Raw genomic sequence first — 21474 nt, 5'->3', positions numbered from 1 at the left:
CCGCAGTCACAACGCCGGACGCGGGCCGGGGCTTCCCGTGCGCCGGGGTCAGCTCGCGGGCCGGCTCTCGCGCTGCTCGCCGCGGGGTCAGCTCGCGGGCTGGCTCTCGCGCTGCTCGCGGCGGGCCCGGATGCGCGTCCAGGCCGCCTCGGCCGCCTGCTGCTCGGCCTCCTTCTTGCTGCGCCCGGTGCCCGAGCCGTAGGACTCGCCGCCCACGCGCACCATGGCCGTGAACGACTTGGCGTGGTCGGGGCCGCTCTCCTCGACGTGGTACTCGGGCACGCCGAGCGCCTCGGAGGCGGTGAGCTCCTGCAGGGACGTCTTCCAGTCGAGCCCCGCGCCCAGCGAGGCCGAGCGCACGATCAGCGGGTCGAACAGCAGGTGGACGACCCGGAACGCCTCGTCGAGGCCCTTGTCCACGTAGATCGCGCCGATCAGCGCCTCCAGCGTGTCGGCCAGGATCGAGGACTTGTCGCGCCCGCCGGTGCCCTCCTCGCCCCTGCCGAGCCGCAGGAACCGGCCGAGGCCCAGGTTGCGGGCGACGTCGGCCAGCGCGCGCATGTTGACCACGGCGGCGCGCAGTTTGGCGAGCTGCCCCTCGGGCAGGTCGGGGTGGTTGCGGTAGAGGGTGTCGGTGACCACGAGACCCAGCACCGAGTCGCCGAGGAACTCCAGGCGCTCGTTGGTGGGCAGGCCGCCGTTCTCGTACGCGTAGGAGCGGTGCGTCAGCGCCCGCTCGAGGATGTCGGGGTCGAGGCCGACGACCAGGACCCGCTGCAGCTCTTCCCTGGCGACCTCCACGGCCACCGGCTTAGGACCTGCGCCCACGTGTTTCCTCCTCGGACATCTTCACAAGGCGGCCGCGGAAGATGCCCGAAAACGTGGTGGGCGTCGGGGTAACGTGTAGCCCCGGCGTCCACCACGGCCGCGGGCGAACCGCCGCCGTACGCATCTACAGACGTTAACGCCGACCGAGGCACAATGGCACCCGGTCGGCATCACGTCAACTGCTGACGGTGAAACCCGCCCAGAACAACGGCGGGCGGGCCTGCTGTCAGTGTGATCAGGCGGACGGCTCGATGACCTGACGACGGTTGTAGGTGCCGCAGGTGGGGCACGCGATGTGCGGCTGCTTGGGCGAACGGCACTGCGGGCAGCTCACCAGGGCGACAGCAGTCGTCTTCCACTGGGAGCGACGGGCGCGGGTGTTGCTCCGCGACATCTTTCGCTTCGGGACGGCCACGTCACTTCTCCTGATCGTTATCGTTCTCGGAAACCAGACCTTGCAACGACGCCCAGCGGGCATCGATCTTCTCGTGCCGGTGATCGGCGCCGGCCTCGGCCAGCTTGATCCCGCACTCCGTGCAGAGCCCCTCGCAGTCCTCGCGGCACACGGGGCTCAGCGGCAGTGCGAGCACCACCGCGTCACGGAACGTCGGCTCGAGGTCGAGCAGCTCTCCGTCGAGCAGTGAGTCGTCCTCCGAGGCGTCCTCGTCGGAGTAGAAGAACAGCTCCTGCAGATCGACCTCGATGTCCGAGGTGATCGGGTCAAGGCACCGCGCGCACTCCCCGGCGAGCGGGGCGTGCGCCGTGCCCGAGACGAGCACGCCTTCCATCACTGCTTCGAGCCGGAGGTCCAGCTCGACTTCGGCGTCTTTGGGGACGCCGATCATGTCGACGCCGAGGTTAGCCGGTGCCGGAAGGGACAGGGTCATCTGCCGCATCGTGCCCGGTCGCTTCCCCAGATCATGAGTGGAGAGCACCCAAGGGGAGCGGGGGTCGAGGTGCTGAGTCATCCTGCTCTCGCTAGGCATGGCGAAGACGCTCGCCGTCGTACAAGGCCGAAATGAAAGGATACCAGGTCGCGGTCAGCCCCTGAGACGCTCTATGAGCAGCTTGTGCACCAGGTCAGGGACCAGGCCGGACACGTCGCCACCATACCGCGCGATCTCCTTGACCCGGCTGGAGGACAGGAAGGAGTACTCGGGATTGGTGGGCATGAAGAGCGTCTCGACGCCCGACAGACGGTAGTTGAGCTGGGCCATCTGCAGCTCGTAGTCGAAGTCGCTGACGACCCTGATGCCCTTGACGATGGCGGGGATGTCGTTGTGCTTGCAGAAGTCCACCAGCAGGCCGTGGAACTTCTGCACCTTGACGTTGGGGTACTCCTTCGTCACGGTCTGAAGGATCTCGATCCGTTCGTCGACCGTGAACAGGCTGCTCTTCTCGATGTTGATGAGGACCGCCACGACCACCTCGTCGTACAGGCGGGCCGACCGGCCGATGATGTCGAGGTGGCCATTGGTGATGGGGTCGAACGACCCCGGGCAGACAACGCGGCGCAAGACGCCTCCCAGGTCTACGGGTTCCCGGCGGCGCGACCGTACCAAACGGATGCTTCGCCGTATCTACGGACCCTCTCCTCAACATAACCTTCCGGCCACATCAAGGACTTTCCCCTCGTTTCCCGCTCGAATGCCACCAGTCCCTCGTCCATCAGCCAGCCGTTGTCGCGCAGCAGCTCCAGGACCCGCGTGACCTCGCCGTCACCCAGCGCGTACGGCGGATCGGCGAAGACGATGTCGTACGGCTCCTCCGGCGGCCTGGCCAGGACCCGCTCGACCTTGTCGGCCACCAGCTCGGCGCCGTCCAGGCCGAGCGACTGGATGTTGGCCCTGATCGTCCGGACCGCCTTGGCGTCGGACTCGACGAGCAGCGCGTGGGCCGCGCCCCTGGACAGCGACTCCAGGCCCACGGCGCCGGAACCGGCGTACAGGTCGAGCACGCGGGCCTCGCGCAGGCCGTACAGGGAGTCGAGGGTCAAGAAGATGCCTTCCCTGGCCCTGTCGCTGGTCGGCCTCGTGCCCCGCCCCGGCGGCACGGCCAACCGCCGCCCACCCGCGCTCCCCGCGATGATCCGAGTCATAAGGCCCATTGTTCCGCATGTTCGCCCAGGTCAAGAGTGGACAAGTGTCGGCCTCGACTGCGCAAGGGTGATTCACATCGGGCGGATCGGCCCGCATGATGAGTCTGCGGCCTTCAAGGTGACCCACATGAAGGCCGACCGGCGTGATCGTGAGCCCTTCCGCACGCCGGTTCCCTCGGCACCTGACCCGAGGGTGGGCCCAGCCGGGGACGGCATTCGGGGGGAGGCCGTCCCCGCGGCTGGGCCTTAACATCTTCTTCTTTTACGGCTTCGCGTGGTTCTCCCACTCGCCTTACTTCGGCTGATGGCCCTCCACGTGACGGCCTCTGACCCGTCACCGGCTCACCGCCGTCACGCGAGCCTTCGTTGACCTGTTCCGTGGTTCTCTGGGCCTCTCACGTCTTCTCCAGGTACTCGGCCTTCTCGTCCTCCAGGAGGCGGGCAATCTCGGCGCGCAGGCCCTCGTGGTGGGCCAGTTCGGGGTCGTCCGAGAGGAGCTTTGCGGCTTCGTCCCTCGCTGTCGTGATGACGTCTTCGTCTCTCAGGAGTTGGAGGAGCTTCAGGGAGCTGCGCTTGCCCGACTGGGCCGCCCCCAGGACGTCGCCCTCGCGGCGCTGCTCCAGGTCGACGCGGGACAGCTCGAAGCCGTCGAGCGTGGCGGCCACCGCGTCGAGGCGGGCGCGGGCCGGGGTGCCCTCGGGGAAGTCGGAGACCAGCAGGCACAGGCCGGGCAGGCCGCCCCGGCCCACCCGGCCGCGTAGCTGGTGGAGCTGGGAGACGCCGAAGCGGTCGGCGTCCATGATGATCATGACCGAGGAGTTGGGCACGTCGACGCCCACCTCGATGACGGTGGTGGCGATCAGCACGTCGAGCTCGCCCCTGGTGAAGGCGCGCATGATCGCGTCCTTCTCCTCCGGCGGGAGCTTGCCGTGCAGGGTGCCGACCCGCAGGTCCTGGAACGGGCCCTGGGTGAGCAGCTCGGCGACCTCCAGCACGGCCAGCGGCGGACGGCGGTCGTCGTCGCCCCCCGCCGCCGCCAGGTCGCCCTCGTCGCCCTCCAGGTCGCCGATGCGCGGGCACACGATGTACGCCTGCCTGCCCAGCTCGACCTCCTCGCGCACCCGCTGCCAGGTGCGTTCGAGATAGTGGGGCTTCTCGGCGGCCGGCACGACGTGCGTGGTGATCGGCGCGCGCCCCGACGGGAGCTGCGACAGCGTCGAGACCTCCAGGTCGCCGAAGACCGTCATGGCGACCGTGCGCGGGATCGGGGTCGCGGTCATCACCAGCACGTGCGGACGGCCCCCGCCCGCCTTCTCGCGCAACGCGTCACGCTGCTCCACGCCGAAGCGGTGCTGCTCGTCGACCACCACCAGGCCCAGGTCGGCGAACTGCACGTGCTCCTGGAGCAGGGCGTGCGTGCCGACCACGATGCCCGCCGTGCCCGAGGCCGCGTCGAGCAGCGCCGCGCGCCGCGCCGCCGCGCCCATCGAGCCCGTCAGCAGCGTGACCGCCGTGCCGCCGAACATGCCGCCCTGGGCCAGCTCGCCCAGCATGTTCGTGATCGAGCGGTGGTGCTGCTGGGCCAGCACCTCCGTCGGGGCCAGCAGCGCGGCCTGGCCGCCCGCGTCGACCACCTGGAGCATCGCGCGCAGCGCCACGACCGTCTTGCCCGCGCCCACCTCGCCCTGCAGCAGCCGGTGCATCGGGTGCTCCAGCGCCAGGTCGGCCGCGATCTCCTCCCCCACCTGCGCCTGCCCCTCGGTGAGCGAGAACGGCAGCCGCCCGTCGAAGTCGGCCAGCATGCCGTCGGCACGCCTCGGACGCGGCCTGGCCGGCCACGCCGTGGCCGCCTGGCGGCGCTGGAGCAGCACCGCCTGCAGCACGAACGCCTCGTCGAACTTCAGCCGCTTGCGCGCCCGGCCCACGTCGGCGAGGTCCTTCGGCCGGTGGATGGCCACCAGCGCGTCGGCGAGCGGCTGGAGACCGTGCCTGGCCCGCAGGTCGGCGGGCAGCGGGTCGTCGAGCGGGCCCAGCGTGTCGAGCACCACGCCGACCGCCCGGCGGATCGCCCACGGCGTGACGTCCTTGCCCGCCGGGTAGATCGGCACCGGCGCGGACGCGAACTCCTCGGCGCTCGCCTCGGCCTCCTCCTCGAACAGCTCGAACTCGGGGTGCGAGAGCTGCCAGCGCGGCTTGGACCGCGCACCGAACAGCCCCACCTTGCCGGCGAACATGCCGCGCCGCCCCGGCTTGAGCCGCGACTCGGCCACGTGGGAGCCCTTACCGAAGAACGCCAGGTAGATGCGGTTGCCGTTGCCGTCGACGACCTCGGCCTCCAGCCACGTGCCGCCGCGGTTGCGCATGGGCTTGCGCATCAGCCTGGTCACCTCGCCGACCACGGTGACGTGCTCGTCGACCTCCAGCGCGTCGAGCGAGGTCAGCTCGCCGCGCTCGGCGTAGCGGCGCGGGTAGTGGCGCAGCAGGTCGCCGACCGTCTCCAGGCCGAGCACGCTGTGCAGCAGCTTGGCGGTCTTCGGGTCGAGCGCTTTGGTCAGGGGCTCGTCGAAACGGCTCACGGGATCCAGTTCTACCGCCTGCGGCCGACAGGAATCCCGCACCGGGCCCCGGAGTCGCCCGCGAAGGGGTCCGCGCCCGGCCTGGGGGTCGCCCGCAGGAGGGCTCCGCGTCGCTACTCGACGCCGATCAGCAGCGGGTAGCCACCCTGCTCGCCGTCGTAGACGACCAGGTCGACGTCCGGGCGGGTGCGCCGCAGGTGGTCCTCCAGCCGGACGGCCAGCCGTTCGGGCAGGTCGGAGCCGGTGACCAGGGTCACCAGCTCGCCGCCGCCGGCCACCATCCTGTCGATGATCAGCTTCGCCACGCGCTCCAGGTCGCCGCCGATCACCGCCACGTCCCCGTCGATCAGGCCCAGCACGTCGCCCGGCCGGCACACGCCCGCGCTGGTGAACGCCTCCCTGTCCGCCACCGCCAGATGTCCGTACCTGGTGTGGCCGGCGGCGTCCGTCATGGCCACCACGTCGTCGTCGAACCGGCGCAGCGGGTCGTGCACGGCCAGCGCCGACAACCCCTGCACGGTCGCCCTGGTCGGCAGGACGCTGACGGCCACGCCGTCCTCGCGGGCGATCTCCGCCGCCGCGACGGCGACCGCGAGGACGCCCTCGTCGTTCGGCAGCACGGCCACCTCGGCCCCCGCCTGCCTGATCGCGGCCAGCAGCTCGGGCAGCGCGGGCCGGGTGCCGGGCGCGCGGCGCACCACGACCGCGCCGCTCTCCTCGAACAGCGCCGCGATCCCGTCGCCGGCCGCCACCGCCACCACGCCCCTGCCCGGCCCGCCCCGGTGCGTGCGCTCGGCCAGGTACGTGATCCTGACCCGGTGCGGACGCCCCGCCCGCAGCCCCGCCTCCACGGCCGCCCCCGCGTCGGCCACGTGCACGTGCACGTTCCACAGGCCCTCGCCGCCCACCACGACCAGCGACTCGCCCATGGCGTCGAGCTCGTCGCGCAGCGCGGCCACCGCGCGCTCGTCGGCGTCCAGCAGGTACATCACCTCGTAGCCGGCGCCCACCTCGGTCATCGGCGTGACCCGCCCGGTCGGCGCCGGCACCTCGTAGTGGTCGCTGTAGGAGTCGGTGAGCACGGCGGCCAGGGTCTCCAGCACGATCGCCGCCCCCGCGCCGCCCGCGTCCACGACCCCGCTGCGGGCCAGCACGTCGAGCTGCCCCGGCGTACGGCGCACCGCGGCCCGCGCCTCCCGCGCCGCCTGCCGCGCCACCTCGCACGCGTCGCCGTCGGCGTCCTGGGCGGCCCGGGCGGCCGACTCCAGGACGGTCAGCACCGTGCCCTCGACCGGCCTGGCCACGGCCTCCCTGGCCAGCGTGGCCGCCCTGAGCAGGCCGGCCCGCAGGTCGGAGCCGTCCTTGAGCACCTCGGCCAGCCCGCGCAGCGCCTGGCTGACGATGACCCCCGAGTTGCCGTGCGCCCCGACCAGCGCCCCGTAGGCGAGCGTCTGCCACACCACGGCCGCGTCGACGTCGTCGGGCAGGGACTCGACGGCCTCGGCCGCCGACAGCATGGTGAGGTGCAGGTTGGTGCCGGTGTCGCCGTCGGCCACGGGGAACACGTTGAGTGCGTCGATCTCCGGTCTCGCCCGGCCGAGGGCGTCGGCGGCCAGGCGGGCCCAGCGGCGCACCGCGGGCGGGTCGAGGGCCTTCATCTGCGCTCCTTCGACCTCCCCGCATGCGCTACCTTGTTGGAGGAGAATATCCCCGCACCGGCCACCGTCCAGTGCTCTGGTTCGCGCCCAATGGTGTGGATCAGATATTCTCGTCTGGCTGGCCGGTTGTCCCGGCATGCCCTCCGCCCGGAAAGCATCAGCGGACAGGGCTACATCGACTGTTATAAGGAGCGATACCGTGGCTTCCGTCTGCGATGTCTGCCGCAAGGGGCCGACCTTCGGCAACAACGTGTCCCACTCGCACCGCCGTACCCGTCGCCGTTGGAACCCCAACATCCAGACGGTCCGCGCGGTCGTCGGCGGCACGCCGAAGAAGCTGAACGTGTGCACCTCGTGCATCAAGGCGGGCAAGGTCACCCGCTAGTTCTCGTCTTTCGCGAAGCCCGTCGCTCCTGATTGGAGCGGCGGGCTTTCGTCGTGCCCGCCGTCCCGGCCCGCCCCGCCCCGCCAGGGGCAGGCTCGGGGGGACGGGGTCAGCGCCAGCGCCAGGCGTGGTCCACCGGGCCGATGCCGGAGCCCAGAGGGAAGCCGCGGGCGATCGCGCCCGTCACGTACTCCTTGGCCCTCTCCACCGCCGCCGGGACGTCGTCGCCGAGCGCGAGCCGGGAGGCCAGGGCCGAGGCGAGGGTGCAGCCCGTGCCGTGGGTGTGCCGGTTGTCCAGGCGTTCGGCGGCGAAGCGGTACTCGGTCGTGCCGTCGGTCAGCAGGTCGACGGGGGCGCCGGGCAGATGGCCGCCCTTGATCAGGGCCCAGGACGGGCCCAGCGCGAGCACGGCGTCGGCGGCCCTGCGCAGGTCTCCCTCGTCCTCGACCTTGACGGAGGTGAGCTGCTCCACCTCCCACAGGTTCGGCGTCACGACCGTGGCCACGGGCAGCAGGCGCGTCCTGAGCGTGTCGACGGCCTCGGGGGCGAGCAGCGAGTCGCCGTGCTTGGACACCCCGACTGGATCGACCACCACCGGCGCGTCATAGGCCCCCAGCACCTCGGCCACCGTCTCCACCAGCACCGGCGAGGCCAGCATGCCGGTCTTGATCGCCTGAGCCCCGATGTCGCCCAGCACGGAGTCGAGCTGCGCGCGCACGGCCTCGGGCGGCAGCTCCCAGTAGCCCTGGACGCCCAGCGAGTTCTGGGCCGTGACGGCGGCGATCACGCTCATGCCGTGCACGCCCATCGCCATCATGGTCTTCAGGTCGGCCTGGATGCCCGCGCCGCCTCCCGAGTCGGAGCCCGCGACGGTCAGCACACGTGGAGGGGTCGTCATGAACCCCATCCAACCACTCGACCGGTACTTACCAGGCACTCAGCCGATCGCGCACTCCCCGCCGACCAGCCCGCACGAGCCGGGCTCCTGCGCCTTCCCCGTCGCCGAGTACGTGACGCTCGCCGAGTCCCCGGCGGCCAGCGAGCCCGACAGGTCGATGATCAGCAGGTCGCCGTCCTGGGTCCAGGAGCCGCCGTTCACGTCCATGACGCGGCCCTCGACCGGGACGGAGAAGGTGGCGTTCGCCAGCGGGGCCGCCGACTGGTTGGTGACGCGCAGCGTGGCCGAGTACGAGGTGAGCCGCTGCTTGACCGTCTGCCGCACGTTGACCGAGCCGCCGCTGCCGCCGTACCCGGACGTGGCGGTGGCCGCGGGCGCGGGGCTGCTGCCCACCGTGGGGACGACGCCGGTGTCGGAGTTGCCGAGGGGCGTGCCGTCGTCGGTCGGGGCCTCGGAGATCGTCTCCTCGGCCGGCGGCTCCGGCTGCCGCGTCGGCTTGGCCGAGGCCTTCGTCCGCGTCCTGGTGGGTGTGGGGGTGGGGGCCGTGCTGCGGCGCGGGACGCGGTTGCCGACCGTGGGGGCGGCGGTCGTCGGGGCGTCGGAGGGCGTGCTCGACTCCTCGTCCTCCGTCGGCTCCTCGGAGGGCTCCTCCTCCTCGGTGCTGGGGTCGGAGACCACGGCGGTCGAGGGGCTGGTGCTGGTGTGGACGGCGGCGCAGCTCGCGCCCGCGCACTTGCCCGGGTCGTCGGAGGAGCTCATGAGCTTCACCCCGGCGACCGTGCCGCCGAGCACGACGGCCACGGCGGCGACCGACAGCAGCGCCATGCGGCCCCTGCCCTTGCCGCTGCCGCCGCCGGCGGCCGGGTTCAGGCCGTCGTCGTCGCCACCGCCGCCGCCTCTGGACGACTTGCGACGGCCGCCGCGGCGACGGCCACGGGACTCGTCGGGCTCGTCCAGATCGTCGAGGTCCTGGTCGGAGGACCAGCCCGAGCGCAGGAAGCCGGTCTCGGCCTCCGCCCAGGCCGGGGTGTGCGCGGCGGTCGGCTCCCCGGCCACCTTCACGTCACCGGGCTCCGGCGGCCTGCCCGGGAAAGCGGTGTCGGCCCCGCCGGGCACGTCGAACCTGGCGGTGCTTCCCGACTCCGGCACGTCGAACCTGGCGGTGCCGCCGGGGCCCGGCACGTCGAACCTGGCCGTGCCGCCCGGCTCGGGGGCGTCGAAGGGGCCGGTGTTCCTGCCCTGCCGGTCGAACGGGCCGCTGTCAGGGCCCTGCGCGTCGAACGGGCCGGTGTTCCTCCGGGGGGCGTCGAAGGGGCCCGTGGTGCGGCCGGAGGCGTCGAAGCTCGGCGGCGGCCCGAAGGCGGACGTGGCGTCGGGCTGCGCGGAGGGGCCGACGGCGTCCCAGTCGGCCGGGCGGGCGAACGCGCCCGTCACCTCGAACGGCCCGGCCCCGTTCGGCTCGGGGTAGGGGGACCCGGAGAACTGGGGGCCGTTCGGCGGCGGGAAGGGGCCGGAGGGGGCGTCGGACGGCGGGAACCCCGGGGCGGCGTCGACGGGCACGGCGAAGGCCCCCGTGGTCTCGAACGGCTCGGGCTGCCTGCCGCGCTGCGGCGGGCCGTCCTCGCGGCGCGGCATCGGGGCCCACTGCCCCGTCACCTCGACCTGGTCCGGCAACGCCGGCCAGCCCGGCGCCTCGGCCGGGTCGTCGGGACCCCAGAAAGCGCTGCCGTTCCCCCGTTCATCCCCGTCGTCGGATCCACCGGTGCCGTGGCGGCCCATGGCTGCCCTTTCTCGCGGTTACAGTGGCCGCCAATCTTCATAACACCTTTACTACGTCCTTGTCACAACAATCCCGCTAGTGCCACCCCAAACCCGGAAAATTTCACTTAAACCGGGACAAGTCATCACCGAAAGTGATCCCAGCCGCCCTGTCCCACCTGGCGGCCGTGCACCAGGACGCCCTCGCCCTCGACCACCCGGCCCACGACCTGCCACGACGGCGGCAGCCGCACGTCGGCGGGGAAGACCGCGGCGAGCGCGTGATCCTCACCACCCGTGAGCACCCATTCGAGCGGATCCTGCCCCAGCTCCTCGGCCGCCGCCGCCACCGGCTCCCCCACGGCGAACGCCCCGGGATCGAGCTCGACGCGTACGCCGCTGGCCGCGGCCACGTGCCCGAGGTCCTGCACCAGGCCGTCGCTGACGTCGAGCATGGCGCTCGCGCCCAGCGCGGCCGCCCGCGGCCCCTCCTCGTACGGCGGGCGGGGCCGCCGGTGGGCGGTCACCGCCTCGGCCAGCACGCCGGAACCCGCGGCGACCCCGGCGCCCAGCAGCGCCAGCCCGGCGGCGGCGTAGCCCAGCCGCCCGGCCACGGCCACCACGTGCCCCGGCCGCGCCCCGGACCGCGTCACCGGCGCCCGCCCGCGCAGGTCGCCCAGCGCGGTCACCCCGATGACCACCAGGTCGGACCGGGTGATGTCGCCGCCGACCACGCTCGCGCCGACCACCGCGCACTCCTCGCGGAACCCGTCGGTCAGGGCGTCGAGCCAGGCCACCGGCAGCTCGGCGGGGATGCCGAGCCCCACCACGATGGACGTCGGCACGGCCCCCATGGCGGCGATGTCGGCCAGGTTCTGGGCGGCGGCCTTGCGGCCCACGTCGCGCCCGCCGGACCAGTCGAGCCGGAAGTGCCTGCGCTCGACCAGCAGATCGGTCGAGACGACCACCCGCCCGTCGGGCGCGGCGACCATGGCGGCGTCGTCACCCGGGCCGAGCATGACCCCCTCTCCCTGGGGCAGGCGTCCGGCAATACGATTGACGACACCGAATTCGCCGAGATCTCCGACTGTGATGACGCACCTCCTGACGCTCACAGGGTACGGTGGCCCTTCGGCGTGATCCAATCGCCCGGGAGGACGTGATGGTGCAGGCCTACATCCTTATTCAGACCGAGGTCGGCAAGGCCGCCGCCGTTGCCGAGGAGATCTCCGGTATTCCGGGGGTCACCCAGGCGGAAGACGTGACGGGGCCCTACGACGTGATCGTCCGCGCCGAGGCGCGCAACGTCGACGAGCTCGGCAAGCTGGTCGTGGCGCAGATTCAGGCGGTGGAGGGGATCACGCGTACTCTTACGTGTCCGATCGTTCATATCTGACACGTAAGAGGTCCGGGTTCCATGCGCGCCGCCGCCGTCCTGCTCCTTGTTCTGGCACTCGCCGGCTGCGGCGGCGTGGTACAGGTCGATCCGCCCAAGCCTTCGGGGGAGGCGGCGGCGGCCTGTGACAGGCTCGCGCCCCTGCTGCCCAAGACGCTCGACGGCGCCGAGCGCGGCACGTCGGAGCCGGCCTCGCCGTACGTGGCGGTCTGGGGGGAGGCGTCCATCGCGTTGCGCTGCGGCGTGCCGCGGCCTGCCCGGATGGCGCCGACCGACCAGCTCCGGGAGATCGACGGGGTGGGCTGGTTCGCCGATCCGGACAAGCCCATCCTGTTCACCGCGGTGGCCGCGCCCACGTACGTGGAGGTCACGGTCGGCGGCGACCACGCGGCGCCCGACGTGCTGGCCGAGCTGTCGGGGCCGATCGGGCGGGCCGTGTCAACGCAGTCCGGGTGAGCGCGACAGCGCGAGCTGGATCAGCCGGTCGACCAGTTGCGGGTAGGACAGCCCCGAGGCCGCCCAGAGCTGCGGCGCGACCGACAACGAGGTGAACCCGGGCATCGTGTTGATCTCGTTGAAGATCAGCCGGCCGTCGGGCGTGTAGAAGAAGTCGACCCTGGACAGGCCCTCGCAGTCGAGCGCCTCGAACGCCCGTACGGCCATCGCGCGCAGCTCCTCCGCGGTCTCGGCCGGGATGTCGGCGGGCACCGTGAGCGACATCTGGTCGGGGTAGTACTTGGCCTCGAAGTCGAAGAACTCCTGGCCGCCCTCGACCCTGACCTCGCCCGGGATCGACGCGGCGGCGGGCTCGTCGCCGAGCGACTCCAGCACCGCGCACTCGATCTCGCGGCCCTCGATCGCGGCCTCGATCAGCACCTTGGGGTCGTGCCGCCGGGCGGACTCGACGGCCGCCTCCAGCTCGGCGCGGTCGTGGGCCTTGGAGATGCCCTGCGAGGAGCCGGCCCTGGCGGGCTTGACGAACACCGGGAAGCCGAGCTCCTCGGCCTCCTTCAGCACGCACTCGCGGTTGAGCCGCCAGTCGCGGTCGCGGACGACGACGTAACGGCCGATCGGCAGCCCGGCGGCGGCCATCACGGTCTTCATGTGCGCCTTGTCCATGCCGACGGCGCTGGCCAGCACACCGGAGCCGACGTAGCGGACGCCGGCCATCTCCAGCAGGCCCTGGATGGTGCCGTCCTCGGCGAACGGACCGTGCATGACGGGGAAGACGACGTCGACCGCGCCGAGCTCGACGGGGATGCTCCCGGGGTCGTAGGCCACCAGCCCGGCGCCCCCGCTGGGCAGCGCGAGCGCGGCTCCCGAGGTGTCGACCGCGGGCAGTTCCCCGCCCTCGATGGCGAACCGCTGGTCGGACGCGGCGAGCACCCACCTGCCGTCCTGGGCGATCCCGACCGGGATCACCTCGTACTTACTCCTGTCGATCACATCCAGCACGCTGCCCGCGCCCATGAGGGACACGGCATGCTCAGAATTGCGACCTCCGAAAACGACGGCGACGCGTGGCTTGCTCATGACGTCCGAATCTACCGGGGTGTCCCCCTGACAGCGAGTCGAGCACGCGGTGGCGTCCGGATTCACACGCCGTACCGTTCGGGTTTGGGCGAGCGGGACATGAGCAGCATGCCCGCCTCCGACGGCGACATGCCGTCGTGCACGACCCCGACGACCACCTCGGTGATCGGCATCTCGACGTCGTGCTTCCTGGCCAGCTCAAGGACGGACTCGCAGGACTTCACGCCCTCGGCGGTCTGCTTGGTGGCGGCGACGACCTCGGCGAGGGTCATGCCGCGGCCCAGGTTCTCGCCGAAGGTGCGGTTGCGCGACAGCGGCGAGGTGCAGGTGGCCACCAGGTCGCCCATGCCGGCCAGCCCGGCGAAGGTGTGGGGGTCGGCGCCGAGCGCGGCGCCCAGGCGGGAGATCTCGGCCAGGCCCCTGGTGATGAGCATGGCGCTGACGTTGTCGCCCATGCCCATGCCCGCCGAGACGCCCACGGCCAGCGCGATCACGTTCTTCACCGCGCCGCCCAGCTCGACCCCGACCACGTCGGTGTTGGTGTACGGCCGGAACCACGGCGGCAGGTGGCAGGCGGCCTGGAGGCGTTCGGCGACCGACTCGTCGGTGCAGGCGACGACCGTGGCGGCGGGCTGGCGGTGGGCGATCTCCTTGGCCAGGTTGGGCCCGGACACCACCGCGACCCGCTCCTCGGGCACCTCGGCGACCTCGCGGATCACCTCGCTCATGCGCTTGGTCGTGCCCAGCTCGACGCCCTTCATGAGGCTGACCAGGACCGCGTTCGGCGGGATGTGCTCGCGCCAGGCGGTCAGGTTGGGCCGCAACATCTGCGAGGGCACGGCCAGCACCACGAAGTCGGCGCCGTCGAGCGCGCGCACGGGGTCGGTGGTGGCGCGCAGCGACTCGGGCAGCGTCACGCCGGGCAGGTAGTCGGGGTTGGCGTGGTCCTTGTCGATCGCCTCGACCAGTTCCGGCCGGCGCCCCCACAGCGTGACCTCGTTGCCCGCCTCGGCGAGGACCATGGCGAACGTGGTGCCCCACGAGCCCGTGCCGAGAACGGCTGCCTTTGTCATGCCATCACCGCCTGGCGGGATCGTAGGGAGTTTCCGGGGCCTTCTCGCCGCGCAGCTCGGTCAGCTGCTCGGTGATGGCCGCCATGATGTCGGCGGTCGCCTCGCGCAGCACGCTCGCGCGCAGGGGCTGCCCCTCGTACTTGGACAGGTCGACCGGCGGGCCGACGGTGACGTGGAAGGTCTTGCGCGGGAACAGCCTGGGCTTCTTGGCGCCGTACGGGAGCAGCTCGTGGGCGCCCCAGTGGGCGATGGGGATGACCTGCGCGCCGCTCTCCAGCGCCAGCCGGGCGGCGCCGGTCTTGCCCACCATGGGCCACAGCTCGGGATCGCGGGTGCAGGTGCCCTCGGGGTAGAACAGGATGGCCGCGCCGTCGCGCAGCCGCTGGGCCGAGAAGCTGAGCGACCTGGCCGCCTCGCTGCTGCCCCGCTCGACCGGGATGACCAGCAGGCCGTTGAGCGCCCGGCCCAGGAAGGGCACCTTGAACAGCGCCGCCTTGGCCAGGATGACCGGCCAGCGGCCGTTGTTGAACAGGAAGTGCGACAGCAGGACGGGATCGCTCCAGGACAGGTGGTTGGCCGCGATGATGATGCCGCCGGTGCGCGGAAGGCGCTCGCCGTTGCGCCAGTCCTTCTTGACCAGGAGCCACGACAGCGGCTTCACCACCGCTACGGCGAATGACTCCCAGAAACGCGAAGGTCGCGTGGGGCGGCTCATGGTCTCCTCCAACCCGTACGGTTTGCGCCCCAAGTCTCCCGGTTGGCCGCGTGGGATGTCGAGGCGAGATGCTTAAGCCTATGAGCAACCGCTGGTCTCTGGTCATTCCGGTGAAGACGCTGGTCGCGGCGAAGACGCGGCTGGCGGCCGCGACGGGTCCCCACCGTACGCGGCTGGCCGTGGCCGTGGCCTGCGACACCGTGGCCGCGGCGCTGGCCTGCCCGGCGGTGGCGCGGGTGATCGTGGTGACCGCCGATCCGGCCGCGGCGGGGCCGCTGGGGGCGCTGGGCGCGGAGGTGGTGCACGACCCCGACCGCGGGCTCAACACCGCGTTGCGCACGGGCGCGGCCCATGCCGTACGCGTCGCGCCCGGTGAGGCGGTGGGCGCCCTCCAGGCCGACCTGCCGGCCCTGCGACCGGCCGAGCTGGCGACGGCGCTGGCGGCGGCGGCCGAGTTCGACCAGTCGTTCGTGCCGGACGCCCAGGAGGTCGGCACGACGTTCTACGGCGTGCTCGCCGGGCGGCCGTTCACGCCGCGGTTCGGCGGCGAGTCGCGGGCCAAGCACCTGGCCGGCGGCGCGAAGGAGCTGTGCGTGCCGGGGATCGACTCGCTCCGGCGGGACGTGGACACCCCCGACGACCTGCGCGCGGCCCTGTCCCTGGGCCTGGGGCGGCACACGGCGGCGGTGGTCGCCGACCTGTGGCCGGGGGCGTGACCCTCCGGGCCGCCTCTCGCCCGCCGGACGGCCGTCGGCTTAGGCTGGACGGCGTGCAGGCGACGGTACGCAGCTTCGACGAGGTCACCCGTTCCGGCTCGGTCTTCCTCGACGACGGGACGGTGCTGGAGTTCGGCACGCGCGCCTTCGACGCGGGGCCGCTGCGGCTGCTGCGCACGGGGCAGCGGGTGAACCTGGCGACCGACGGCGGGCAGATCACCTACATCACGCTGTCGACGTTCCCCGTTCCCGCGCCCGAATGACGGCGCGGCCCCGGAAAACAGCGAACGCCCGGGCGTGGGCCGCCCGGGCGTGATGTCCGCTGAGACTATTTCTTCTTGCCGACCTGCTTGCCGCCCTCGTTCACCAGGTCCTTGAATTCAGAGCCGGGACGGAACTTGGGCGCCCAGCTCTCGGCGACCTTGATCTCGGCGCCGGTCGACGGGTTCCTGGCAGTGCGGGCGGGCTTGTTCACCATCTCGAACGCGCCGAAGCCCGTGATGGAGACCTTGTCCCCGCTCGCCACGGCCTTCTGGATGGCCTCGATGACCGCGTTGACGGCCTCGGTGGCCGTCCTTTTGTCGCCCACCCGATCGGTGATGGCGTCGACGAGCTCTCGCTTGTTCATGAAAGTCCTGCTCCCCCAGTGACGGCTCGGGGTTCCAGCTCTCGAGTTCGACGTAGAAACCCCTTACGCGCTCGAAAGTAGGCGGGATCGCGGGGGAACTCAATCACCCTGCGTGTTTTCCCCCTCGCGTGGCGTGTCGAGAGCGCCCAGAAAGGCGTCGAGACGGACGGCCGCCCTTTCCGGATCGCGCTTGGCGAGATCGCAGATGGACAGGTAACGGCGGGCCGCCCGTTCCTTGTCGGCGGCGGGGAGCATGCGGACGCGGCGGTGCGCCTCGCGCAACCGCCGCGCCAGTTCGTCGTCTTCTAGACGGTCGTCGGCAGCCATGGCTGCCGACCATTCTCGTACGCGGCCACGTCGTCGGCGTGACGCAGGGTCAGGCCGATGTCGTCCAAGCCCTCGGTGAGACGCCAGCGGGTGTAGTCGTCGATCTCGAACGGCACGACCTCGCCGGCCCAGCGGACCTGGCGTTCCAGCAGGTCGACGGTCACCTGGAGCTTCGGGTCGGCCTCGACGGCGGCCTGCAGGGCCTCGACCTTCTCGGCCGGCAGGACGACCGGCAGCAGCCCCATCTTGGTGGAGTTGTTGCGGAAGATGTCGCCGAACCGGGCGGCGATCACGGCGCGGAACCCGTACTGCTGCAGGGCCCACACGGCGTGCTCGCGGGAGGAGCCGGTGCCGAAGTCGGGGCCGGAGACCAGGATCGAGCCGCCCTCGTAGGAGGGGTCGTTCAGGACGAACGTCGGGTCCTCGCGCCAGGCGGCGAACAGGCCCTTCTCGAAGCCGGTGCGGCTGACCTGCTTGAGCCAGACGGCCGGGATGATCTGGTCGGTGTCGACGTTGCTGCGGCGCAGCGGCACCGCCGTACCGGTGTGGGTGGTGAAGGCGTCCATCGGTCTGGTTCTCCTTACAGGTCGGCGGGGGCGGTCAGGCGGCCGGTGACCGCGGTCGCGGCGGCGACCTGCGGCGACACCAGGTGGGTGCGGCCGCCCTTGCCCTGGCGGCCCTCGAAGTTGCGGTTGGAGGTGGAGGCGCTGCGCTCGCCGGGCTTGAGCGTGTCGGGGTTCATGCCCAGGCACATCGAGCAGCCGGCCTCGCGCCACTCGGCGCCGGCGGCCTTGAACACCTCGTGCAGGCCCTCCTGCTCGGCCTGGAGCTTGACCAGCATCGACCCGGGCACGATCAGCGTGCGGGTGCGGACCTGGCGGCCGCGCAGGATCTCGGCGGCCGAGCGCAGGTCCTCGATGCGGCCGTTGGTGCACGAGCCGACGAACACGGTGTCGACCTCGATCTCGCGCAGCGGCGTGCCCGCGGTCAGGCCCATGTACTCCAGCGCGCGCTCGGCGGCCGAGCGCTCGACCGGGTCGGCGAAGCTGTCGGGGCTCGGCACGGACTCGCCCAGCGGCAGGCCCTGGCCGGGGTTGGTGCCCCACGTGACGTACGGGGTCAGCGTCGAGGCGTCGATCTCCACGACCTTGTCGAACACGGCGTCGTCGTCGGTGCGCAGCGACTTCCAGTACGCGACGGCCTGGTCCCACAGCTCGCCCTCGGGGGCGTGCGGGCGGCCCTTGAGGTAGGCGAAGGTGGTCTCGTCCGGGGCGATCACGCCGGCGCGGGCGCCCGCCTCGATGGACATGTTGCAGACGGTCATGCGGCCCTCCATGGAGAGCTTGCGCACGGCCTCGCCGCGGTACTCGACGATGTAGCCCTGGCCGCCGCCGGTGCCGATCTTGGCGATGATCGCCAGGATCAGGTCCTTGGCGGTGACGCCGGCGGGCAGCTCGCCCGAGACCTCGATGGCCATCGTCTTCGGCCGGTAGGCGGGCAGCGTCTGGGTGGCCAGCACGTGCTCGACCTCGGAGGTGCCGATGCCGAACGCGATGCCGCCGAAGGCGCCGTGGGTGGAGGTGTGGGAGTCGCCGCACACGATCGTCATGCCCGGCTGGGTCAGGCCGAACTGCGGGCCGATGATGTGCACCACGCCCTGGCCGGCGTCGCCCATCGGGTGCAGCCTGATGCCGAACTCGGCGGCGTTCTTGCGCAGCGTCTCGACCTGGGCCTTGGAGACGGGGTCGGAGATCGGGCCGAGCACGGTCGGGACGTTGTGGTCCTCGGTGGCGATGGTGAGATCGGGCCGACGCACCTTCCGCCCGGCGAGACGGAGCCCGTCGAACGCCTGCGGACTGGTCACCTCGTGAATGAGGTGCAGGTCGATGTAGAGCAGGTCGGGTTCGCCCTCCGCACGGCGGACGACGTGCTGCTCCCAGACCTTCTCGGCCAGTGTGCGGCCCATGATCTCCTCCTTGAGATTGCCTCCGACTTGCTTTCTCATATGTCGAGACGGCAGTATCGGTGTATGGACAACTCTAGCGGAGTCGGAGTACTCGACAAGGCCGTTCTTGTACTCAATGCCCTCGAAGCGGGTCCCGCTTCCCTGGCTCAGCTCGTCCAGGCCACCGGCCTGGCCCGCCCGACGGCCCACCGGCTGGCCGTCGCACTTGAGCACCACCGCATCGTGAGCCGCGACACCCAGGGCAGATTCGTGCTCGGGCCGCGGCTCTCGGAGTTGTCCACGGCGGCCGGCGAGGACCGGCTGCTCGCGGTGGCCTCGCCCGTGCTGATGCAGCTGCGCGACCTGACCGGCGAGAGCGCGCAACTCTACCGGCGCCAGGGCGACGAGCGGGTCTGCGTGGCGGCGGCCGAGCGGGCCAGCGGCCTGCGCGACACCGTCCCGGTGGGGTCGGCGCTGCCGATGACGGCGGGCTCGGCGGCCCAGATCCTGCTGGCCTGGGAGGAGCCCGACCGGCTGCACAGGGGCCTGCGCGGGGCCAAGTTCACCGCCGCCACCCTCGCCTCCGTGCGCCGCCGCGGGTGGGCCCACAGCGTCGGTGAGCGCGAGCAGGGGGTGGCCAGCGTGTCGGCTCCCATAAGGGGCAGCGGAGGCAAGGTGATCGCGTCCGTCTCGGTCTCCGGACCCATCGAGCGGCTCACCCGGGCGCCCGGCCGGTTGCACGCCGTGCCCGTCATGGCGGCCGCCGAACGGATCACCGAGGCCATGCGCCGCACGTCATGATCGGCGAAAGCTCGTATTTCGGGGGCCGACTGCCTCGCGGGCGCACTAGCCTGAGTGCGTGACAGATCGCATCGAGGTAGCCGCCACTGAGCTGCGACCCCTGCTCGAAGAGTTCATCATGTGGGCGCGTTCCAACGCGCCCGGAAGCGACCCCGAGCTCGTGGGGCCTGCCGCACTCTGGCACCGTCTCGCCTTCTCGCAGGACCTCGGCACGTGGAAGCGTGCCGACCTGCGCAACCTGCTGCTCGACCGCATGCCGAAGGTCGTGGAGGATCCCGACGCCGCCGCCGACGGCATGCTGCCCGCCGTCGACGCGTACCTGACGTTCCTCTCCCAGACCGGCAGGCTCGCCAAGGGCTCGGACTCCCTCGCCGACCTGCAGGCCGAGCTCGACGACGTCGAGGACGAGTTCGTGGAGCTCATGGAAGACCTGCTCGACGACGACGGCGCGGGTGACGACGACGAGGAGGAGACGGGCGACCTGGGCGACTTCGAGGCGTTCGCCGACGAGCTGGCCGAGCTCGACACGATCAGGCTGCGCCCCGACTCCGAGCTGGCCGCGGCCGCCCGCCAGGCCCCGCTGGTCGCCAAGGCCCGCGATCTGGCGCTGTGGGTCGGCTCCGGCCGCCGCGTCGGCGAGGACACCCTGCTCACCGACGCCGAGGTGGAGGAGGCGCTGGCCGCCGTCGGCCTGCCCAGGCCGGAGACCGACGGCCCGGTGGCCGAGGCGGTCCCGCAGCTCTGGAACATCTGGAACCTCGCCGTCGACCTGGAGTTCCTCGAACCGGGCGAGGGCAACACCGTGGCCGTCCAGGACGACACCTCCGAGTGGCCGTTCGACGACGACGAGGACGTCCTCGACGCCTGGATGCTCGGCCTGCACTCGGTCGACTACGGCGACCCCGAGCTCGACGACGACGACCTGACGATGGCGCTGGCCGGCCTGACCCGGGGCCTGCTGGTCAGGCTGCTGCTGGCCGGCGGCTCGCGCGAGCGCGACGACCTGGCCCGCGAGCTGGCCGAGGCCGCCGCCGACCTCGACGAGCTGGGCGGCGACGCCTGGGAGGCGGCCGGCGACCCGCTGGCCCCCGCCATCGACTGGCTGACCGGCTACGGCATGGTCGAGGTCGAGGGCACGACCGTGCGCCTCACCCCGCTGGGCACCGAGGGCGTCGTCCACCTGGTGGACGACGCCGACATCGAGGTCGACGCCCGGCCCGCGATCGAGTCGATGAGCGCACACGAGCTGCTCGCGCTGAGCGCCGAGCTGCCCGAGGACGAGGCCGACGCCGAGTTCGCCGCCTGGATGCGGCTCAGGGAGCCGGCCAAGGCCGCCGAGGAGCTGCTCGACGCGGCGGCCGAGGACGAGAGCGACGCCCTGATCCGGGTGCAGGCGGCCAGCGTGGTCGGCACGCTGGGCGAGGCCGCCGTCCCGGCCTGGCAGGCGGCGCTCAAGCAGCCGTCCCTGCGGCCGTACGCGGCGACGCACCTGAGCCAGCTCGGGGTCGAGGGGGCGCCCGAGCCCACCCAGGACGACACCCACTGGCTGATCCTCGACATGTGGACGATCTCGGCCGGGCTGGGGCGTTCGGAGTTCGTCAGCAGCCTGCGGGACATCGGCCCGGACATGGTCAACGGTCTCCTTGAGGTGATCTGGAAGATCCCGCACGCGCACGTGGAGGAGCTGCTGGACCTGATCTCGCAGGTCCACCCCGACAAGCAGATCGCCAAGGCGGCCCGCCGCGCCCTGTTCAAGGCCCGCTCCTCGGCCTGATCCCACCACGGCCAGGGCCCCGCGCGATCCGCGCGGGGCCCTGTTCCGTTCCTGATCGATCCGCGCGGGACGCTGTTCGCGTTTCCAATCAATCCGCGCGGGACGCTGTTCCTGTTCCCGAGCGCCCCGGAGAACGCGAAAAACGCCCCGGTGCTTGACGCACCGGAGCGTTTTGGGTGAACGTAGTCCCGACCGGATTCGAACCGGCGCTACCGCCTTGAGAGGGCGGCGTCCTGGGCCACTAGACGACGGGACCTTCGCACAGCTTGTGATCGTGGTAGTCCCGACCGGATTCGAACCGGCGCTACCGCCTTGAGAGGGCGGCGTCCTGGGCCACTAGACGACGGGACCTTGTCCACAAGCTG

Annotated in this window: 24 protein-coding genes and 2 tRNA genes; 7 read left to right on the top strand and 19 right to left on the bottom strand. The window is 71.9% G+C overall.

The window, feature by feature from the left end:
* Nucleotides 1-87: 87 nt before the first annotated feature.
* The 7 genes from rnc to ACIBQ8_RS47895 all read right to left on the bottom strand — a co-directional run bounded on the left by rnc (nt 88) and on the right by ACIBQ8_RS47895 (nt 7160).
* Nucleotides 88-807 (bottom strand): ribonuclease III, encoded by a 720-nt coding sequence (rnc, locus tag ACIBQ8_RS47925; protein WP_357697776.1) that lies wholly within the window; start codon nt 805-807, stop codon nt 88-90.
* A 256-nt stretch (nt 808-1063) separates the two neighbouring features.
* Nucleotides 1064-1243: a 50S ribosomal protein L32 gene (gene rpmF, locus ACIBQ8_RS47920; protein ID WP_033409409.1), complete on the bottom strand. Its 180-nt coding sequence runs from the start codon at nt 1241-1243 to the stop codon at nt 1064-1066.
* Between the two features lies 1 nt (nt 1244).
* On the bottom strand, nt 1245-1814 hold the full coding sequence (locus ACIBQ8_RS47915) for a YceD family protein (protein ID WP_397172433.1): 570 nt from the start codon (nt 1812-1814) through the stop codon (nt 1245-1247).
* Nucleotides 1815-1868: 54 nt separating this feature from the next.
* Nucleotides 1869-2345: a pantetheine-phosphate adenylyltransferase gene (gene coaD, locus ACIBQ8_RS47910; RefSeq protein ID WP_352324821.1), complete on the bottom strand. Its 477-nt coding sequence runs from the start codon at nt 2343-2345 to the stop codon at nt 1869-1871.
* A gap of 14 nt (nt 2346-2359) precedes the next feature.
* Nucleotides 2360-2926 (bottom strand): 16S rRNA (guanine(966)-N(2))-methyltransferase RsmD, encoded by a 567-nt coding sequence (gene rsmD, locus ACIBQ8_RS47905; RefSeq protein ID WP_397172435.1) that lies wholly within the window; start codon nt 2924-2926, stop codon nt 2360-2362.
* Between the two features lie 395 nt (nt 2927-3321).
* Complete coding sequence (recG, locus tag ACIBQ8_RS47900; protein WP_397195513.1) at nt 3322-5502, bottom strand: ATP-dependent DNA helicase RecG; 2181 nt, start codon at nt 5500-5502, stop codon at nt 3322-3324.
* Between the two features lie 113 nt (nt 5503-5615).
* The gene (locus tag ACIBQ8_RS47895; RefSeq protein ID WP_397195512.1) at nt 5616-7160 is read right to left on the bottom strand and encodes a DAK2 domain-containing protein; all 1545 of its coding nucleotides are present in this window, start codon (nt 7158-7160) and stop codon (nt 5616-5618) included.
* A 199-nt stretch (nt 7161-7359) separates the two neighbouring features.
* Between ACIBQ8_RS47895 and rpmB the strand changes: the two genes are divergently transcribed.
* A complete protein-coding gene (gene rpmB, locus ACIBQ8_RS47890; protein WP_043618345.1) occupies nt 7360-7545 on the top strand; it encodes a 50S ribosomal protein L28 in 186 nt (61 codons plus the stop codon).
* A gap of 109 nt (nt 7546-7654) precedes the next feature.
* Here the strand turns inward: rpmB and thiD are convergent, their stop codons facing one another.
* The 3 genes from thiD to ACIBQ8_RS47875 form a co-directional block, all read right to left on the bottom strand.
* A complete protein-coding gene (thiD, locus tag ACIBQ8_RS47885; protein WP_397172440.1) occupies nt 7655-8452 on the bottom strand; it encodes a bifunctional hydroxymethylpyrimidine kinase/phosphomethylpyrimidine kinase in 798 nt (265 codons plus the stop codon).
* A 30-nt stretch (nt 8453-8482) separates the two neighbouring features.
* Nucleotides 8483-10222 carry a hypothetical protein gene (locus ACIBQ8_RS47880; protein WP_397195511.1) on the bottom strand — a complete coding sequence of 580 codons (1740 nt, stop codon included), beginning with the start codon at nt 10220-10222 and terminating at the stop codon, nt 8483-8485.
* A gap of 125 nt (nt 10223-10347) precedes the next feature.
* Complete coding sequence (locus ACIBQ8_RS47875; RefSeq protein WP_397195510.1) at nt 10348-11316, bottom strand: thiamine-phosphate kinase; 969 nt, start codon at nt 11314-11316, stop codon at nt 10348-10350.
* A 47-nt stretch (nt 11317-11363) separates the two neighbouring features.
* On the opposite strand from ACIBQ8_RS47875, the gene ACIBQ8_RS47870 reads away from it, so the two are divergent.
* Both ACIBQ8_RS47870 and ACIBQ8_RS47865 read left to right on the top strand, forming a co-directional pair.
* Entirely contained in the window at nt 11364-11597 is a 234-nt protein-coding gene (locus ACIBQ8_RS47870; protein WP_125637145.1) for an Lrp/AsnC family transcriptional regulator, read from the top strand.
* A 21-nt stretch (nt 11598-11618) separates the two neighbouring features.
* Nucleotides 11619-12053 carry a DUF3515 domain-containing protein gene (locus tag ACIBQ8_RS47865; protein WP_397172444.1) on the top strand — a complete coding sequence of 145 codons (435 nt, stop codon included), beginning with the start codon at nt 11619-11621 and terminating at the stop codon, nt 12051-12053.
* Here ACIBQ8_RS47865 and ACIBQ8_RS47860 read toward each other — a convergent pair.
* The 3 genes from ACIBQ8_RS47860 to ACIBQ8_RS47850 form a co-directional block, all read right to left on the bottom strand.
* Nucleotides 12036-13130, bottom strand: coding sequence for a D-alanine--D-alanine ligase family protein (locus tag ACIBQ8_RS47860; protein ID WP_397172446.1), 1095 nt, complete (start codon nt 13128-13130; stop codon nt 12036-12038). The two genes, ACIBQ8_RS47865 and ACIBQ8_RS47860, sit on opposite strands and share 18 nt — an antisense overlap.
* Nucleotides 13131-13192: 62 nt before the next feature.
* Entirely contained in the window at nt 13193-14203 is a 1011-nt protein-coding gene (locus ACIBQ8_RS47855) for an NAD(P)H-dependent glycerol-3-phosphate dehydrogenase (protein ID WP_397172447.1), read from the bottom strand.
* Nucleotides 14204-14207: 4 nt separating this feature from the next.
* Entirely contained in the window at nt 14208-14864 is a 657-nt protein-coding gene (locus tag ACIBQ8_RS47850; RefSeq protein WP_397172449.1) for a lysophospholipid acyltransferase family protein, read from the bottom strand.
* Nucleotides 14865-14998: 134 nt separating this feature from the next.
* Between ACIBQ8_RS47850 and cofC the strand changes: the two genes are divergently transcribed.
* Both cofC and ACIBQ8_RS47840 read left to right on the top strand, forming a co-directional pair.
* Nucleotides 14999-15634, top strand: a complete 636-nt coding sequence (gene cofC, locus ACIBQ8_RS47845; RefSeq protein ID WP_397195509.1) for a 2-phospho-L-lactate guanylyltransferase — start codon at nt 14999-15001, stop codon at nt 15632-15634.
* Between the two features lie 53 nt (nt 15635-15687).
* Complete coding sequence (locus ACIBQ8_RS47840; protein WP_397172451.1) at nt 15688-15897, top strand: hypothetical protein; 210 nt, start codon at nt 15688-15690, stop codon at nt 15895-15897.
* A gap of 65 nt (nt 15898-15962) precedes the next feature.
* Here ACIBQ8_RS47840 and ACIBQ8_RS47835 read toward each other — a convergent pair whose 3' ends face one another.
* The 4 genes from ACIBQ8_RS47835 to leuC all read right to left on the bottom strand — a co-directional run bounded on the left by ACIBQ8_RS47835 (nt 15963) and on the right by leuC (nt 18555).
* Nucleotides 15963-16262 (bottom strand): HU family DNA-binding protein, encoded by a 300-nt coding sequence (locus ACIBQ8_RS47835; protein WP_125637152.1) that lies wholly within the window; start codon nt 16260-16262, stop codon nt 15963-15965.
* A gap of 99 nt (nt 16263-16361) precedes the next feature.
* Nucleotides 16362-16589, bottom strand: coding sequence for a hypothetical protein (locus tag ACIBQ8_RS47830; RefSeq protein ID WP_397172453.1), 228 nt, complete (start codon nt 16587-16589; stop codon nt 16362-16364).
* Nucleotides 16568-17155 carry a 3-isopropylmalate dehydratase small subunit gene (leuD, locus tag ACIBQ8_RS47825; protein WP_364330391.1) on the bottom strand — a complete coding sequence of 196 codons (588 nt, stop codon included), beginning with the start codon at nt 17153-17155 and terminating at the stop codon, nt 16568-16570. The genes ACIBQ8_RS47830 and leuD overlap by 22 nt, the downstream gene beginning before the upstream one ends.
* Nucleotides 17156-17169: 14 nt before the next feature.
* Entirely contained in the window at nt 17170-18555 is a 1386-nt protein-coding gene (gene leuC / locus ACIBQ8_RS47820; RefSeq protein WP_397195508.1) for a 3-isopropylmalate dehydratase large subunit, read from the bottom strand.
* A gap of 63 nt (nt 18556-18618) precedes the next feature.
* On the opposite strand from leuC, the gene ACIBQ8_RS47815 reads away from it, so the two are divergent.
* Together ACIBQ8_RS47815 and ACIBQ8_RS47810 are read left to right on the top strand one after the other, a co-directional pair.
* Nucleotides 18619-19335, top strand: a complete 717-nt coding sequence (locus ACIBQ8_RS47815) for an IclR family transcriptional regulator (protein ID WP_397172457.1) — start codon at nt 18619-18621, stop codon at nt 19333-19335.
* A gap of 58 nt (nt 19336-19393) precedes the next feature.
* On the top strand, nt 19394-21109 hold the full coding sequence (locus ACIBQ8_RS47810) for a hypothetical protein (protein ID WP_397172459.1): 1716 nt from the start codon (nt 19394-19396) through the stop codon (nt 21107-21109).
* 183 nt (nt 21110-21292) lie between these two features.
* On the opposite strand, the gene ACIBQ8_RS47805 is transcribed toward ACIBQ8_RS47810, so the two are convergent.
* A tRNA-Glu gene (locus ACIBQ8_RS47805) sits at nt 21293-21365 on the bottom strand.
* Between the two features lie 19 nt (nt 21366-21384).
* Nucleotides 21385-21460, bottom strand: a tRNA-Glu gene (locus ACIBQ8_RS47800).
* Nucleotides 21461-21474 lie beyond the last annotated feature (14 nt).

Source organism: Nonomuraea sp. NPDC049646, from assembly GCF_044465525.1.
In the GTDB taxonomy this organism is placed as follows: Bacteria; Actinomycetota; Actinomycetes; order Streptosporangiales; family Streptosporangiaceae; genus Nonomuraea.
Note: the sequence above shows the minus strand (reverse complement) of the source record. Positions and strands in the feature narration are given on the sequence as shown.

Bases quoted from the DNA above. Each gene is read 5' to 3' on its own strand.
- ACIBQ8_RS47915 (WP_397172433.1), bottom strand. From the start codon at position 1,814: ATGCCTAGCGAGAGCAGGATGACTCAGCACCTCGACCCCCGCTCCCCT.
- rsmD (WP_397172435.1), bottom strand. From the start codon at position 2,926: ATGACTCGGATCATCGCGGGGAGCGCGGGTGGGCGGCGGTTGGCCGTG.
- ACIBQ8_RS47895 (WP_397195512.1), bottom strand. From the start codon at position 7,160: ATGAAGGCCCTCGACCCGCCCGCGGTGCGCCGCTGGGCCCGCCTGGCC.
- thiD (WP_397172440.1), bottom strand. From the start codon at position 8,452: ATGGGGTTCATGACGACCCCTCCACGTGTGCTGACCGTCGCGGGCTCC.
- ACIBQ8_RS47880 (WP_397195511.1), bottom strand. From the start codon at position 10,222: ATGGGCCGCCACGGCACCGGTGGATCCGACGACGGGGATGAACGGGGG.
- ACIBQ8_RS47870 (WP_125637145.1), top strand. From the start codon at position 11,364: ATGGTGCAGGCCTACATCCTTATTCAGACCGAGGTCGGCAAGGCCGCC.
- ACIBQ8_RS47865 (WP_397172444.1), top strand. From the start codon at position 11,619: ATGCGCGCCGCCGCCGTCCTGCTCCTTGTTCTGGCACTCGCCGGCTGC.
- ACIBQ8_RS47860 (WP_397172446.1), bottom strand. From the start codon at position 13,130: ATGAGCAAGCCACGCGTCGCCGTCGTTTTCGGAGGTCGCAATTCTGAG.
- ACIBQ8_RS47855 (WP_397172447.1), bottom strand. From the start codon at position 14,203: ATGACAAAGGCAGCCGTTCTCGGCACGGGCTCGTGGGGCACCACGTTC.
- cofC (WP_397195509.1), top strand. From the start codon at position 14,999: ATGAGCAACCGCTGGTCTCTGGTCATTCCGGTGAAGACGCTGGTCGCG.
- ACIBQ8_RS47835 (WP_125637152.1), bottom strand. From the start codon at position 16,262: ATGAACAAGCGAGAGCTCGTCGACGCCATCACCGATCGGGTGGGCGAC.
- ACIBQ8_RS47830 (WP_397172453.1), bottom strand. From the start codon at position 16,589: ATGGCTGCCGACGACCGTCTAGAAGACGACGAACTGGCGCGGCGGTTG.
- leuD (WP_364330391.1), bottom strand. From the start codon at position 17,155: ATGGACGCCTTCACCACCCACACCGGTACGGCGGTGCCGCTGCGCCGC.
- leuC (WP_397195508.1), bottom strand. From the start codon at position 18,555: ATGGGCCGCACACTGGCCGAGAAGGTCTGGGAGCAGCACGTCGTCCGC.
- ACIBQ8_RS47815 (WP_397172457.1), top strand. From the start codon at position 18,619: ATGGACAACTCTAGCGGAGTCGGAGTACTCGACAAGGCCGTTCTTGTA.